The organism is Sphingobium tyrosinilyticum (assembly GCF_042654265.1).
Classification (GTDB): Bacteria; Pseudomonadota; Alphaproteobacteria; order Sphingomonadales; family Sphingomonadaceae; genus Sphingobium; species Sphingobium tyrosinilyticum.
The window spans coordinates 1-12462 of sequence record NZ_JBHSFZ010000011.1; the positions used below are offsets into that span (position 1 = coordinate 1).

Genomic DNA, 12462 nt, shown 5'->3' on the forward strand with positions numbered 1-12462 from the left:
GAAGAGTAGGGCGTCGCCAGGCATTGAAGCTTGCGCTTTGGATAAAACCCATTCACATCTCACAAAAGGGCGGCCCATAAAGCCGCCCTTTTGCGCCTCCTGGCCACGCAACGGCAGGAGCAAATATCGGTGACGCGGGATGGAGCAGCCCGGTAGCTCGTCAGGCTCATAACCTGAAGGTCGTAGGTTCAAATCCTACTCCCGCAACCAACATAACCAAAAAGGCCCCCCGCAAACCGCAGAGGGCCTTTGGTCGTTCTAAACAACCCCATTCCGCCCACTCAAGACGACGCTCACCTCAAAAGTCGAGCGCCAGCGCAGAAGTGCCCGCGCTCGCGGTCAAACCGTTTTGTGCTCCTGGCTCGGTATCGAAGCAAAGCCGCCCGCAGCGTTCCGGGCGTAATCGTACTTCCGGCTTCGTCGCCTGCCCCATCTCGTGCTGGACACCGCGGCCAGCCACACCTCCTCCATCGGCGCAGGACGATCCGGCCTGAGGTGAGCGTGACGCATGTCTCATCCGCCCCGCGCCGCGCCGAGACCGCCAGCGCAACCCGCCCACCAGCCGGATAGGCCCGCTGACATTCGCCCATGCTGCCCCGCGGGTCGGGCAACATCGCCCGGATGAGCAGCATATCAACCCCCGAATCCATTTGTGACCGGACGAGAAAAGGTGCGCACATCAGGCCGAGGCAGGCCGCTGTAAACCAGTCCGCCGACAGCTTTGATCGCGCCCTCCTGCCCTTCGCTAAAATGGACTCAAGCCCCCAATCTCCACCAGCATCAGGGCCAATCAGCACGTCCCGCTCGCCGCTCCGCAACCCTATGACGCATGGCGTTGTCTTTGCGCTTAGGAAGCGGCATTAGGAAACTCACCACCCGGCATAAGGGATGCTCATGGGCTTCAAGACTGCCGATGTACCAGATCAGCACGGCCGCACGATCCTGATCACCGGCGCTAACACTGGCATCGGTTTCGAGGCCGCCAAGGCGCTCGCCAGTAAAGGTGCGCGAGTGCTGCTTGGATGTCGCGATGCGGATCGAGGCGAAGCGGCGATCAGGGACATCGCCGCGGCGGCGCCGGGCGCCGACCTTGATCTGGTTCTGTTGGATCAGGCCGATCTAGTGAGCGTCCACGCCGCAGCCGAGCGTATCGCTGGGGAGCCGCGACTTGATGTCCTGCTCAACAATGCGGGCGTGATGATCCCGCCGCTCTCCCGAACGGTGCAGGGTTTTGAGCTCCAGTTCGGGGTCAACCATCTCGGCACCTTCGCGCTCACAGCCTTGCTACTACCCAAGCTCGCCCAAACGCTGGGCTCACGCGTCGTCGTCACGTCCAGTCTGGCGCACCGCAGAGGCCGTATGCTGTGGGACGATTGGAATGCGGAACGGAGCTATGATCCGGCGCGCTATTATGGTCAGAGCAAATTGGCCAACCTGCTGTTCGTCCTCGAACTTGATCGACGGTTGCGGGCAGCCGGCTCTCCGGTCCATGCAATCGGTTGCCACCCTGGCGTGTCGCTGACCGAGCTGATGCGCCATCTGCCTCGATGGACGCAGTCACTAATGCCGCTGGCGCGGCCCCTGTTCAACCCGGTATCCGCAGCCGCCTGGCCAGCGCTTCAAGCCGCCACCGATCCGCAAGCACAAGGCGGTGACTATTTCGGACCGCAAGGCCCTTGGGAGATGAGGGGTGTGTCAGGTTCCGCGGTCGTCGAAAGTTTCGCGCGCGAAGCCGAGAATGCGCGGCGGCTTTGGGACCTCTCCGTTGAGTTGACGGGAATCGATCCAGGGCTACCGGCGGTCTAACGAAAAAGCGCACCGGCGCATGCTGGTGGATTACGGCGAAGGACAGTCGATAGCTTCCACCGTCCTGCTCACCCCACGGCGATCATCGAAATTTGCCGTCCGTAGCTCGCCTCCCCCAAGTGGCAGGAGCGCCGATAGCTGAAGAAGCGCTCGGGTTGGCTGTAGGTGTCCTGATCGAGCATCTCGATCCGTCCGACGCCAGCGTCAGCAAGGCGCGCCGCTACATAGGCGGCAATATCGAACTGACAGTGGCCTTCTCGCCCTTCGGTGAAAAAGCGGCCATTTTTCGCATCCTTAGCTTCGAAATTGCGCGCGAAATCCAGCGTCACTTCATAGGAGCTGCGGCTAATACAAGGGCCGATGGCAGCGCTGATCCGGTCGGCGCGCGCACCCATCTTCTGCATCGCCGCGATCGTCAGGTCCGTCACGCCCGTGAGTGCGCCTTTCCAGCCCGCATGCGCTGCGCCGACAATGCCCGCCTCCGCATCGGCGAGCAGCACGGGTACGCAATCCGCCGTCAATATGCCGAGGATCAAGCCCGGCCGATCCGTCACCATTGCATCGGCAGCCGGACGATGCGCGTCGGTAATGGAGCCGGTTACGGTTATGACATCCGGCGAGTGGACCTGCCGCACCGTCACCAAGGCCGCGCCAGGCAGCAGGGCATCCTTCGCCAAGTCCCGGTTACTCAGGATGGCATCCCGCTCATCTTCCGAACCAAGCCCGACGTTCAGGCCCGCATGCACACCGGTCGATACGCCCCCCCGGCGGCCTGCAAAGCCGTGCGGAACGCCCTGCAGGCTTGCGGCGCGCAGCAGTTCGACCATTGAAAACTCCCTTTGGACAAGCGTGTCGAGGTCGCGCAACATACTTGCGCGCGCCATAATAAGCGATAGTCTCGGGCACAGAACAGAGGGGAACGGCCGCCGTGCGCCGTTTGGGCAAAAGATATGAAATATAAAGGGCTCCACACATGATCTTCGGCCGCATCAAGTCCTTGGACGCCATATTGGCGACGGCGGAAAAAAAATCGCTGGTGCGAACCTTGGGTCCGATACAGCTGACCCTGCTTGGGGTCGGGGCCATCATCGGGACAGGTATCTTTGTATTGACCGCCGCCGCCGCGCAAAAGGCTGGCCCGGGCATGATGTGGAGCTTCGTGATTGCAGGCGCCGTCTGCGCCTTCGCAGCGCTTTGCTATTCTGAAATCGCGTCCATGGTTCCCGTGTCGGGCTCTGCCTATACCTACACCTATGCGGTGGTGGGCGAACTGCTGGCCTGGATGGTGGGGTGGGCCCTCATTCTGGAATATGCGGTGGCTGCCAGCGCGGTTTCGGTCGGTTGGTCAGGCTATTTCATGGGCCTGATGAAAAGCCTCACAGGGCTTGAACTGCCTCAGGCGCTTTCGGCGGGTCCTGCCTGGACCATGAATGGCCTGCTGCCCCATGCTGATTTTTCTCATGGGGTCATCAACATTCCCGCGATCGTCGTGGCGCTTGCGGTGACAGCCCTGCTTGTCATCGGCACCACGGAAAGCGCGCGAGTCAACGCCGTCCTGGTCGCAATCAAGGTCGCGGCGCTTACGGCTTTCATCGCCCTCACATTGCCAGTTCTCGATACAGGCAATTTCTCCCCCTTCGCACCCAATGGCTGGTTTGGCCCGGAAGGGACGAGCGGCATGGGGGTCGTGGGCGCGGCGGCTTCTATCTTCTTCGCCTATGTCGGCTTTGATGCCGTCTCCACTGCAGCGGAGGAGACCAAAAACCCTCAGCGCAACGTGCCCATCGGCCTGATCGGCAGCTTGGCGATCTGCACGATCTTCTACCTGCTCGTCGCGGCCGGGGCGATCGGCGCCATTGGCGCGCAGCCGGTGATCGGCCTGGACGGTTCGGTCGTGGCGCCGGGATCGAAGGGTTTCGCTGAAGCCTGCGCCACCGCCGCTCATGCCGGAGACCTGGTCTGCTCCAACGAGGCGCTTGCCCATGTGCTGCGTTCGATCAACTGGACGGTTGTGGGCAACGCGTTGGGCCTCGCCGCTAACTTGGCGCTACCGTCCGTCATTTTGATGATGATGTTCGGCCAAACCCGCATCTTCTTTGTGATGGCTCGCGACGGCCTGCTGCCCGAAAAGCTCGCCAGCATTCATCCACGCTTCAAGACGCCCCATATCGTCACCATGGTGACGGGTGTTTTCGTCGCCATTGGTGCGGCCTTGCTGCCGGTGGGCCAACTGGCGGACATTTCCAATTCCGGTACGCTTTTCGCCTTCTTCATGGTGTCGATCGCGATACTCGTGTTGCGCGTACGCGATCCTCACCGCGTCCGTCCATTCCGCACGCCCGCCGTGTGGTTCATCGCGCCCATGGCCGCGGTCGGCTGTCTGTTTCTCTTCTTCAACCTGCCGGTCGATGCTCAGCTGGTCCTGCCGGTTTGGGGCGGCCTCGGCCTGTTCCTCTATTTCCTATATGGCTATCGCAAGAGTCATGTGGCCCGCGGCATCGTCGAAACGCATGAGCAGGATATCGGCATTCCGCCGCAACCCGTGCCGCCCATGCCGGGTGCGCACACGCCGGGCGGGCAAGACGCCTGATCAAGCAGGGGGGCGGCGGCGCGAACCGCCGCCTCTTTTCAATGAATCGTATCTAATTCCGGTTCGCGCAGCGCGTCATGACGCGGGCGGGTGAACAGCTTGCCCCTCTCCGCGAACAGCACGATCAGGAAAGCCGCGCCGCCAAAGATCAGCATGCCCACGGTCAGCGGCAGGGTGGTGCCGTCAAATGCCCGTCCGACCACACTACCCAGCGCACTGGACACGGCGGTCGTCAGAAATGCCTGGAAGGATGAGGCGGCGCCCGCTCCCCTGGCGAACGGCTCCATGGAGATCGCGCCGAAATTGGACGCGGTGAAGGCCACCGCCATCATCGTCGCCGATTGGAAGAACATGAAGCTGTACATCGTCTCCATTCCGGCGACGATCACGACAAGGTGGATGGCGCTGGTCAGGATCAACGACAGCACTGCGCCTTGGCTGAGCCGCCGCGCGCCGAAGCGCGATACCAACCGGCTGTTCAGCAGGCTGCCGACACCCATGCTGCCCGCCATCACGGCGAAGGCGAGAGGGAAGGCCTTTTGCGCATGGAAGATGTCGAAGAAAATCTGCTGCACGGACAGGATGAAACCGATCAACCCGCTCATCACCACGCCGCTGGCCAACATATAGCCAGCAGAGCTGCGATGGGTCATTACGGCAGCCATGGTGCGGAAGATCGTCGCCGGGTTCATCCGCAGCCGGTTTTCCGGCCTCAACGTCTCGGGCATGCGCAGGATCATCCATATCAGGATCAGCGCCGCTTGGATCGCCAGTATCCAGAAGATCCATCGCCATGGCGCGAACCACAATATGGCTTGGCCAAAGCTGGGAGCGACCACGGGGATCAGCATGAATACGGCAAGTATAAGGGACATGACCTTCGCCATGGCGTCGCCCTTGAACCGGTCGCGGATGATCCCGACCGCGACCACCCGGCTCGCTCCCGCGAAGAATCCGGCAAGGAAACGCCCCACCAGCATCATGGGAAAGCTGTGCGCCACGGCACAGCCGATCGTGGACAGGATGAAAAGCGCCAACGCGCCGCCCAGCACGGGTTTGCGGCCAAAACGGTCCGACAGCACGCCAAACAGCAACGACCCGATCCCCAGGCCCAGAAAATAGGTGCTGATGATGAGCTGGCGGTCATTGGCCGCCTCTATCGCCAGGTCGCGGCCGATGTCCGGCAGCGCCGGCAGCATCGGGTCGGTGGACAGCGCGTTCATCGCCATCAGGCATGCGCTGAGCACGACGAACTCGCGGAAGCCGACATCTTTTTGCGATACTGTGGCGGCGACCGGAAGGGGTGGGTTGGTCATGGCGCGGCTATGGGGATAAACCCTCCGTGAAGCCAGCCCTAGATGGGTCGCCCCGCCGCATTAACCTTGCTCATCCCGCTTTTCCGGCCTTGGCCGATTATCACCACGAACGTGCGTTAACCATTTTTTATCGCCTGCCGGTGCACCGTGACGTCTGTAGAGAAGCTTTATGTCGAAATCCACAGGGGGATTCGGTCGTGGCGAACAGTCTGAAGAGTGCACAGTTTCTCATGGAAAGCCGCCTGTCGGACACAGGCTGGGAATCGGCGGAGGCCTGTTTTGACCTCGGCGTCGCCTATAGCTGCGGCACCGGCGGCATGCCGGTCGATCTGATCGAAGCGCATAAATGGTTCAACCTCGCGGCCCTGCGCGGCAGCGAAGAGGGCCAGGCGATGCGCGCCGAAATTGCCGAAGAAATGACAGCGCGCGAAATCGCCGAGGCCCAGCGCCAGGCCCGCGCCTTGCTTGCCGCGGGTCAGCTGCGCGCCGCCTGATCGTCAGCCGTCCTTCCGGAACGGCGCGCGTTCGGAAAGCCAGATGCGATCGCGCTGCACGCCCGTCCGCTCCGCCGCCAGAAAGTCGGCCACTGCTCGCCGAAAGGACGGATTGGGCAGAAAATGCGCGGAATAAGTGGGCTCAGGTCCATAGCCCCGCGCCAGCTTGTGACTGCCCTGCGCGCCCGCCTCGACCCGTGCCAGTCCGCGCGCGATGGCGACATCGATCGCCTGATAATAGCATAGTTCAAAATGCAGATGGGGCACATCCTCGACGCAACCCCAATAGCGGCCATACAGGGCTTCGTCGCCAATCAGGTTGAGCGCCCCTGCAATCGGTCTGCCCTGCCTTTTCGCCAGCATCAGCAGCACGCGATCGGCCATGCTTTCGCCCAGCATCGAGAAAAAGGACCGGGTGAGATAGGGCCGACCCCATTTGCGTGAGCCGGTATCCTGATAAAATCGCCAGAAAGCGTCCCAATGCGCTTCCTGAAGGTCGCTGCCGGTCAGGTGGACGATCTCCAGACCTTCGACTGCGCGCTCACGTTCCTTGCGAATATTCTTCCGCTTGGCGCTCGACAAGGTGGCGAGGAAATCGCCAAAGTCGCGATAGCCGCGATTAGTCCAATGGAACTGGCTGTCCTCGCGGATCAGCCAGCCCGCCGCTTCGAACAGCGGCACCTGCGCCGGATCGATGAAGGTCGCGTGGGCGGAGGACAGGTCGTTACGCTCCACCACCGCCTCAATGCCCGCGATCAGCGCCGGAGCGAGCGCGGGATCACGTAACAGCAGCCGGGGGCCGGGGACGGGCGAAAAGGGCGCGGCGAGCTGAATTTTGGGATAATATTGGCCTCCAGCGCGCTCCCAGGCATCGGCCCAGCCGTGGTCGAACACATATTCGCCCTGGCTGTGCGTCTTGCCATAAAGCGGTGCCGCAGCCGCGATGCGCCCATCCGCGCCGTCGATGACTAAAGGCAAAGGCTGCCATCCGGTGCCGGGGCCTACGCTGCCCGACCGTTCCAGCGCGCCTAGAAAATCCCAGCTCATGAAGGGATTGCCGCCTCCGGAGCAGGCGTCCCACTGGTCACGCGGAACATCCGCCACGCCGCCAGCCATCCGCGCGACGCATTCAGTCACGCGGAATCTCGAATATGATCTGGTCGGCATGGATTGCGGCATTGGCGCGCTCACTCGCCGTCCGCACGGTCCAAGTCAGCACGGGCAGGCCCTGCTCGCGGGCTTTTGCCGAAAAAGAGGGGAGGTCGCGAATATCACAAGCGACAAAATCGGGTTTCGCCACCCAAAGTGCAAGGCCGCGTCGGGCCGCGCCGCGCCAACCGGCTTCACCCTGCTCCGTCACCACCAGCCCCCGCACCACTTGCGGCATGCGCCGGGCGAACCAGCGGATCGCTACGGGGTTGAAGGACATGACGGCGGCAAGCGCGCCAGGATGGCGCGCCAGATCCCGAGCGACAGCGGCACAGAGCGGTCCCACATGACGGCCTATCACCTTGAGTTCGATCAGCAGCGGGACGTTCGGTCCGCATAGCTGGAGCAATGCCTCCAGACGGGGGATGCCGCCGCCGTCCGTTAGCTTGGTCTGTTCGAGTCTTTCTGCGGAGAGATCCGACAGCAGCCCTTCGGCGCCGGTCATGCGCAGCAGCGCCACATCGTGAAAAACCATCGCCACGCCATCGCGGCTCAGCCGCACATCGCACTCGATGCCATGGCCTTGAGCAATGGCTGCGCGAAAGGCGGCCATGCCATTTTCGCTGATCCCCACCCCATGCAGCCCGCGATGGGCGAAGGGACGGGCGGTCAGGAAGGAAAGGTCATGCCGCCGGCCGGACAAGGACGATCGCGTCGATTTCGACTGCTGCGCCAAGCGGCAGCACCGGCACACCCACCGCGCTGCGGGCATGTTTCCCCGCCTCGCCGAAAATTTCGACCATCAGTTCGGATGCGCCGTTCGCAACCTTGGGCTGATCGGTGAAGCCGGGGACGCTGCTGATGAAGGCGCCCAGCTTCACGATCCGCTCGACCCGGTCCAGGTTGCCCAGGGCCGCCTTCATCTGCGCGATCAGGTTGAGCCCGCAGGCGCGCGCCGCCTTGACGCCAAAGTCGAGGTCGCGATCCTCGCCGAGACGGCCGGTCATCAGCTGACCATCGGACAGGGATATCTGGCCGGAAATATGCAGCAGGCCGTTGACCTCTACCGTGGCGACATAGGCCGCGACCGGCGCGGCGGCTTTCGGCAGGGTAATGCCTAGTTCGGTCAGGCGGGCTTCGACGCTCATGCAGGGGCTCCATCGGAATGATAAATGTCAGAAGGGGCGGGGCCTTCGCCCAGCCGCGCCATGATCCATGCTTCGGCGCTGGTCCAGTCGTCGATCCGTGCATGGGCGAGGGGCGCTACATCGATCTGAGGCGCGATTTCCCGCTCACCGACCATGTGCAGGCGCCACACGCCCGGCGCATGCTGCGCAACCGATTGATGATGTTCCGCCAGATCGTCGATGAAGAGGGCGGTCGAAGGGCGGCGCTCAGCCACGATCGCGGCCAAGGGTTCGCCCTTGGGGCCATGATTCCAATGGACCGGAAAGTGGAGGCCGTGGGCCGCCAATTGCTCGACCCGCTGCTGGTGATGCCGCTCGCCGATATTGGTGAGAACCACAATGTCGGCGACATGCGATAGCCGCGCCATCGCTTCTACCGCGCCGCTGATGGGCTTTTGCCGGTGCATTTCCGTGTCGAAAAAGCCGACCAACAGTTGCCACACCAGTTCGCGCTCCAGCGGGATGCCGCTGTCTTTGTGGCGCAGCGCCTCGGCAAAGCCGCGTTCGCGCATGTCGAAATGGACGTCATGATGCTCGTCCAGCCATTCGCGAAAAGGGACGACCATGTGCAGCAGCACTTCGTCGCAATCGGTGATGATCAGCGGCCGGCTCATCGCCCCAGTTCCTGCCGGGCGGCGATCAAGGCTGCTGGTTTTGTATCCAGCGCCTCGGCGCAGGCGATCAGGTCCGGCTCATGATCGGCCAGGAATTCCAGTACCGCCCGCAACACGGCCGGATTGCCGACCCCCGCGCGCAGCGCGTCGGCGTCAAGGCCCGTCAACGCCAGCAATCGGTCGGCGCGCCGCTCATCATTCAGCGTCCAAGCCAGCGCCATCAGCGCCAGCGTGCCGGCTTCCTCGCCATCTTGGCGGCTATCCTGCTTGCCATCGGGGTTCTCGGGACGCATGATCGATTCTCGGCCAAGGGCAGTTTTAAAAAAGCGCGCTTTTCTTATGCGCATTATCTAACGCGGGTGACTGGTGGCAAAGCGCGTGCTCGTTGTCGAGGACAACGAACTCAATCTCAAACTTTTTTGCGATCTGCTGCGCGCGCATGGCCATGAGGTGCTGCCGTTGCGCGATGGCCGCGATGTCGTGGCGCAGGCGCTGGAATTTCGCCCAGACCTGGTGATTACCGATATTCACCTGCCCCATGTCAGCGGCCTTGACCTCATCATTTCCCTGAAACGCGACCCACGGCTGGCGCTTGTGCCGATCATGGCCGTGACTGCCTATGCCGGAAAGGGCGACGAAGACCGGATTCGCGGGGCAGGGGCGCAGGCTTATGTGTCCAAGCCGATTTCGGTGCTGCGCTTCATCGAACAGGTGAACGCCCTGCTGTAACGCGCGAGTCACAACTGTCATTATACGGTCATTCAATTTTCATGGGCGCGCCTTTGAAGTGAAGCCTTGATTACATGCGCCTCTGCCAACTCCCCGGGCCAAGGACGCGGCATCCCGCCGACAGTCCGATCCGCAACAGGGGTAAATCCATGTCTCACCTCACCGACGAGGCGCGCGCGCCGTTTCGTGATGCCGAGCCCAAGATCGACGCTGGCGACAATTGCCTGGAAGCGATCGTCGCCGCCAACCCGGCTCGCCGCTCTGTCCTGAAGAACGGCCTGCTCGGCCTGTCCATGCTGCCGATGCTGGGCGCGCTCGCCGCTTGCGGCGATGACGATGATGGTAGTTCGCCGACTCCCTCACCCAGCCCGACGCCGACCCCGACTCCCGCGCCCAGCTATTCCATCGCCTTTGCACCCGTTGCAGCCAACCAGAATGACACGGTCACCGTTCCCACCGGTTACACTGTCGATGTGCTGCTGAAGGCTGGCGATTCGGTTGAGGCAGGCACGGCCTATGCCGGCAGCTTCCCGACTCCCGCTGACGCCGAAAAATGGGCCGGCGGCAATCATGACGGCATGGAATATTTCGAGCTGTCGGGCGTTAACGCCAACGGTGGTGGTCTGCTCGCCATCAACCATGAACTGGCCGACTATAATATCCTGTTTTCCGGCAGCTATAATGCGGCCACCGCGACGGCGGACCAGAAAGCGCTCGCCCTGTCGGCGGTCGGCATTTCGGTCGTTGAAGTCGCCAAGGGGACGGACGGCAAATGGGCGGTGAAGGCGGGCTCGCGCTTCAACAAGCGCTACACGGGTAACGGCAGCTACCGCGCGGGCGGCCCCGCCGCGGGCCAGCTTTCGGGCTCGATCAAGGGCATGCTGAACAACTGCTCTTCCGGCCGTACGCCCTGGGGCACTTATCTGACCTGTGAAGAGACCACGAACAATTATCTCGATCCGACGCAGCCCGCCACCAACTATGGTTGGGTTGTCGAGATCGATCCGTATCAGGAATTGGCCGAGCCGACCAAGCGCACCGCCATGGGCCGGTTCAGCCATGAAAATGTCGCCTATCTCAACGACAGCAACAATCGCGTCGCCTTCTACATGGGCGATGACTCGACGCCGGGCTGCATCTACAAATTCGTTCCTAACCGGGCCTACAGCGCGAACAATCGCGCAGCCAACACCGACCTGCTCGACTATGGCACGCTCTATGTCGCCCGCTTCAACGCAGATGGCACAGGCGAATGGCGCGCGCTGGTGCAGGGGCAGAACGGGCTGGTCGCCGGTGCGGCCGATCCGGGCAATGTCAGCCAATCGACCACGCCGCCCCCGCCGGTCACGGTCAATTTCAACACGACCGCCGATGTGTTGATCAACACCCAGGCGGCTGCGCGCGTGGCTGGCGGCACGCTGATGGACCGTCCGGAATGGATCACGGTTGCGCCGAACAAGCAGGCGATCTTCGTGACGCTGACCAACAACAGCGGCCGTCGCGTGACCGACAATCCCAATCCGCGCGTCACCAACCTGCACGGCCATATCCTGAAGTTCCGCGAGGCCGGCGATTCGCCGCTCGCCACCACATTCACTTGGGAACTGTTCCTGCTGGCGGGCAATCCGCAGCTGGCCGAAGCGAACCTCAAGGGCAATATCAACGGCGACTTCTTCTCCAGCCCCGATGGTCTCCGCATCGATCCGCAGGGCCGCCTATGGGTGCAGACTGACCATAATCTGACCGGCAATGCCGGCACGTTGAACGGCGCCGCGGTCAACATGGTCCAGGCTTTCGGCAACAATTCGATGTATTATATCGATCAGGCCAGCAAGCAGTCGAAGCGTTTCCTGGTCGGGCCAACCGGCTGCGAAATCACCGGCATCGCCTATACGCCGGACCTCAAGACCTTCTTCATCAACATCCAGCATCCGACCGGCAACTGGCCCGTGGCAGGGCAGCAGCCGCGCTCCTCGACGATCGTCGTGACGCGGACGGACGGTCAGCCGGTCGGCAACTGATCCTTCTCCCTCCGTTCGTTTCGAGCTGGGCGAGAAGGTTTCTCAACTTCGCTCGAACGAACGGACGGTTAAAATTTGCTCGATTTTATCGCGAACAAGGAAAGGCCCGTTCCCACAAGGGGACGGGCCTCTTCTGTCAGCCACGCAAGTGGACCGAGGCGGGCGAACCCGCCTTCAGATCACTTGATCTTGGCTTCCTTGAACTCGACATGCTTGCGCACGACCGGGTCATATTTGCGGAAGCTCAGCTTCTCGGTCTTCGTGCGCGGGTTCTTCTTGGTGACGTAGAAGAAGCCGGTGTCAGCCGAGCTGACGAGGCGAATCTTGACGGTTGCTGGCTTGGCCATGGCCCTGGTTCCTGAATATCGTGAAAAAGAAAAGCGGCCCCCCAATTCTTGCGAAAAAGGGCCGCCCCGTTTCAGCAGCCGCCCATGAGGGAGATTCGGAATAATGTCAATACGCGCGTGGCAGGGACTCACTGGCCATGCTAGGCTTTACGCGGCCTTAACCCGTTCCGGTACATGCTGTCATCGGAGCGACAGGACAGGGGGAGACT

13 protein-coding genes and 1 tRNA gene are annotated in these 12462 nt (G+C 62.4%); 6 read left to right on the forward strand and 8 right to left on the reverse strand.

Annotation, left to right across the window (positions count from 1 at the left end):
- Nucleotides 1–133 precede the first annotated feature (133 nt).
- Together ACFO3E_RS07245 and ACFO3E_RS07250 are read left to right on the forward strand one after the other, a co-directional pair.
- Nucleotides 134–210 (forward strand) — tRNA-Met (locus ACFO3E_RS07245).
- Nucleotides 211–894: 684 nt separating this feature from the next.
- On the forward strand, nucleotides 895–1806 hold the full coding sequence (locus ACFO3E_RS07250) for an oxidoreductase (protein WP_225870509.1): 912 nt from the start codon (nucleotides 895–897) through the stop codon (nucleotides 1804–1806).
- A 68-nt stretch (nucleotides 1807–1874) separates the two neighbouring features.
- On the opposite strand, the gene pgeF is transcribed toward ACFO3E_RS07250, so the two are convergent.
- Nucleotides 1875–2633 carry a peptidoglycan editing factor PgeF gene (gene pgeF / locus ACFO3E_RS07255; protein ID WP_066528890.1) on the reverse strand — a complete coding sequence of 253 codons (759 nt, stop codon included), beginning with the start codon at nucleotides 2631–2633 and terminating at the stop codon, nucleotides 1875–1877.
- Between the two features lie 146 nt (nucleotides 2634–2779).
- Between pgeF and ACFO3E_RS07260 the strand changes: the two genes are divergently transcribed.
- Nucleotides 2780–4396: an amino acid permease gene (locus ACFO3E_RS07260; RefSeq protein WP_066525783.1), complete on the forward strand. Its 1617-nt coding sequence runs from the start codon at nucleotides 2780–2782 to the stop codon at nucleotides 4394–4396.
- A 38-nt stretch (nucleotides 4397–4434) separates the two neighbouring features.
- Here the strand turns inward: ACFO3E_RS07260 and ACFO3E_RS07265 are convergent, their stop codons facing one another.
- Nucleotides 4435–5712: a multidrug effflux MFS transporter gene (locus ACFO3E_RS07265; RefSeq protein ID WP_066525780.1), complete on the reverse strand. Its 1278-nt coding sequence runs from the start codon at nucleotides 5710–5712 to the stop codon at nucleotides 4435–4437.
- Nucleotides 5713–5909: 197 nt separating this feature from the next.
- Between ACFO3E_RS07265 and ACFO3E_RS07270 the strand changes: the two genes are divergently transcribed.
- Nucleotides 5910–6206, forward strand: a complete 297-nt coding sequence (locus tag ACFO3E_RS07270; RefSeq protein WP_066525778.1) for an SEL1-like repeat protein — start codon at nucleotides 5910–5912, stop codon at nucleotides 6204–6206.
- A gap of 3 nt (nucleotides 6207–6209) precedes the next feature.
- Here the strand turns inward: ACFO3E_RS07270 and ACFO3E_RS07275 are convergent, their stop codons facing one another.
- The 5 genes from ACFO3E_RS07275 to ACFO3E_RS07295 all read right to left on the reverse strand — a co-directional run bounded on the left by ACFO3E_RS07275 (nucleotide 6210) and on the right by ACFO3E_RS07295 (nucleotide 9449).
- On the reverse strand, nucleotides 6210–7373 hold the full coding sequence (locus tag ACFO3E_RS07275) for a GNAT family N-acetyltransferase (protein WP_197486241.1): 1164 nt from the start codon (nucleotides 7371–7373) through the stop codon (nucleotides 6210–6212).
- Nucleotides 7336–7968, reverse strand: coding sequence for a glycerophosphodiester phosphodiesterase family protein (locus ACFO3E_RS07280; RefSeq protein ID WP_082919654.1), 633 nt, complete (start codon nucleotides 7966–7968; stop codon nucleotides 7336–7338). Before ACFO3E_RS07280 ends, ACFO3E_RS07275 begins: the two co-directional genes overlap by 38 nt.
- A gap of 70 nt (nucleotides 7969–8038) precedes the next feature.
- On the reverse strand, nucleotides 8039–8503 hold the full coding sequence (locus tag ACFO3E_RS07285) for a RidA family protein (protein ID WP_066525771.1): 465 nt from the start codon (nucleotides 8501–8503) through the stop codon (nucleotides 8039–8041).
- Entirely contained in the window at nucleotides 8500–9156 is a 657-nt protein-coding gene (locus ACFO3E_RS07290; protein WP_066525768.1) for an HAD family hydrolase, read from the reverse strand. The genes ACFO3E_RS07285 and ACFO3E_RS07290 overlap by 4 nt, the downstream gene beginning before the upstream one ends.
- On the reverse strand, nucleotides 9153–9449 hold the full coding sequence (locus tag ACFO3E_RS07295; RefSeq protein ID WP_066528888.1) for a DUF3572 domain-containing protein: 297 nt from the start codon (nucleotides 9447–9449) through the stop codon (nucleotides 9153–9155). Before ACFO3E_RS07295 ends, ACFO3E_RS07290 begins: the two co-directional genes overlap by 4 nt.
- Nucleotides 9450–9522: 73 nt before the next feature.
- Here ACFO3E_RS07295 and ACFO3E_RS07300 point away from each other — a divergent pair, with 73 nt between their 5' ends.
- Nucleotides 9523–9885 (forward strand): response regulator, encoded by a 363-nt coding sequence (locus tag ACFO3E_RS07300; RefSeq protein WP_197486240.1) that lies wholly within the window; start codon nucleotides 9523–9525, stop codon nucleotides 9883–9885.
- A 149-nt stretch (nucleotides 9886–10034) separates the two neighbouring features.
- Complete coding sequence (locus tag ACFO3E_RS07305) at nucleotides 10035–11906, forward strand: PhoX family protein (RefSeq protein WP_066525764.1); 1872 nt, start codon at nucleotides 10035–10037, stop codon at nucleotides 11904–11906.
- Between the two features lie 179 nt (nucleotides 11907–12085).
- Here ACFO3E_RS07305 and rpmG read toward each other — a convergent pair whose 3' ends face one another.
- Entirely contained in the window at nucleotides 12086–12253 is a 168-nt protein-coding gene (gene rpmG, locus ACFO3E_RS07310) for a 50S ribosomal protein L33 (protein WP_007687342.1), read from the reverse strand.
- Nucleotides 12254–12462: the final 209 nt, after the last annotated feature.

Excerpts from the sequence above, each read along its gene's own strand:
- ACFO3E_RS07260 (WP_066525783.1), top strand. The coding sequence starts at position 2,780 with ATGATCTTCGGCCGCATCAAGTCCTTGGACGCCATATTGGCGACGGCG.
- ACFO3E_RS07285 (WP_066525771.1), bottom strand. The coding sequence starts at position 8,503 with ATGAGCGTCGAAGCCCGCCTGACCGAACTAGGCATTACCCTGCCGAAA.
- ACFO3E_RS07280 (WP_082919654.1), bottom strand. The coding sequence starts at position 7,968 with ATGGCCGCCTTTCGCGCAGCCATTGCTCAAGGCCATGGCATCGAGTGC.
- ACFO3E_RS07250 (WP_225870509.1), top strand. The coding sequence starts at position 895 with ATGGGCTTCAAGACTGCCGATGTACCAGATCAGCACGGCCGCACGATC.
- ACFO3E_RS07290 (WP_066525768.1), bottom strand. The coding sequence starts at position 9,156 with ATGAGCCGGCCGCTGATCATCACCGATTGCGACGAAGTGCTGCTGCAC.
- pgeF (WP_066528890.1), bottom strand. The coding sequence starts at position 2,633 with ATGGTCGAACTGCTGCGCGCCGCAAGCCTGCAGGGCGTTCCGCACGGC.
- rpmG (WP_007687342.1), bottom strand. The coding sequence starts at position 12,253 with ATGGCCAAGCCAGCAACCGTCAAGATTCGCCTCGTCAGCTCGGCTGAC.
- ACFO3E_RS07295 (WP_066528888.1), bottom strand. The coding sequence starts at position 9,449 with ATGCGTCCCGAGAACCCCGATGGCAAGCAGGATAGCCGCCAAGATGGC.
- ACFO3E_RS07265 (WP_066525780.1), bottom strand. The coding sequence starts at position 5,712 with ATGACCAACCCACCCCTTCCGGTCGCCGCCACAGTATCGCAAAAAGAT.
- ACFO3E_RS07275 (WP_197486241.1), bottom strand. The coding sequence starts at position 7,373 with ATGCCGACCAGATCATATTCGAGATTCCGCGTGACTGAATGCGTCGCG.
- ACFO3E_RS07305 (WP_066525764.1), top strand. The coding sequence starts at position 10,035 with ATGTCTCACCTCACCGACGAGGCGCGCGCGCCGTTTCGTGATGCCGAG.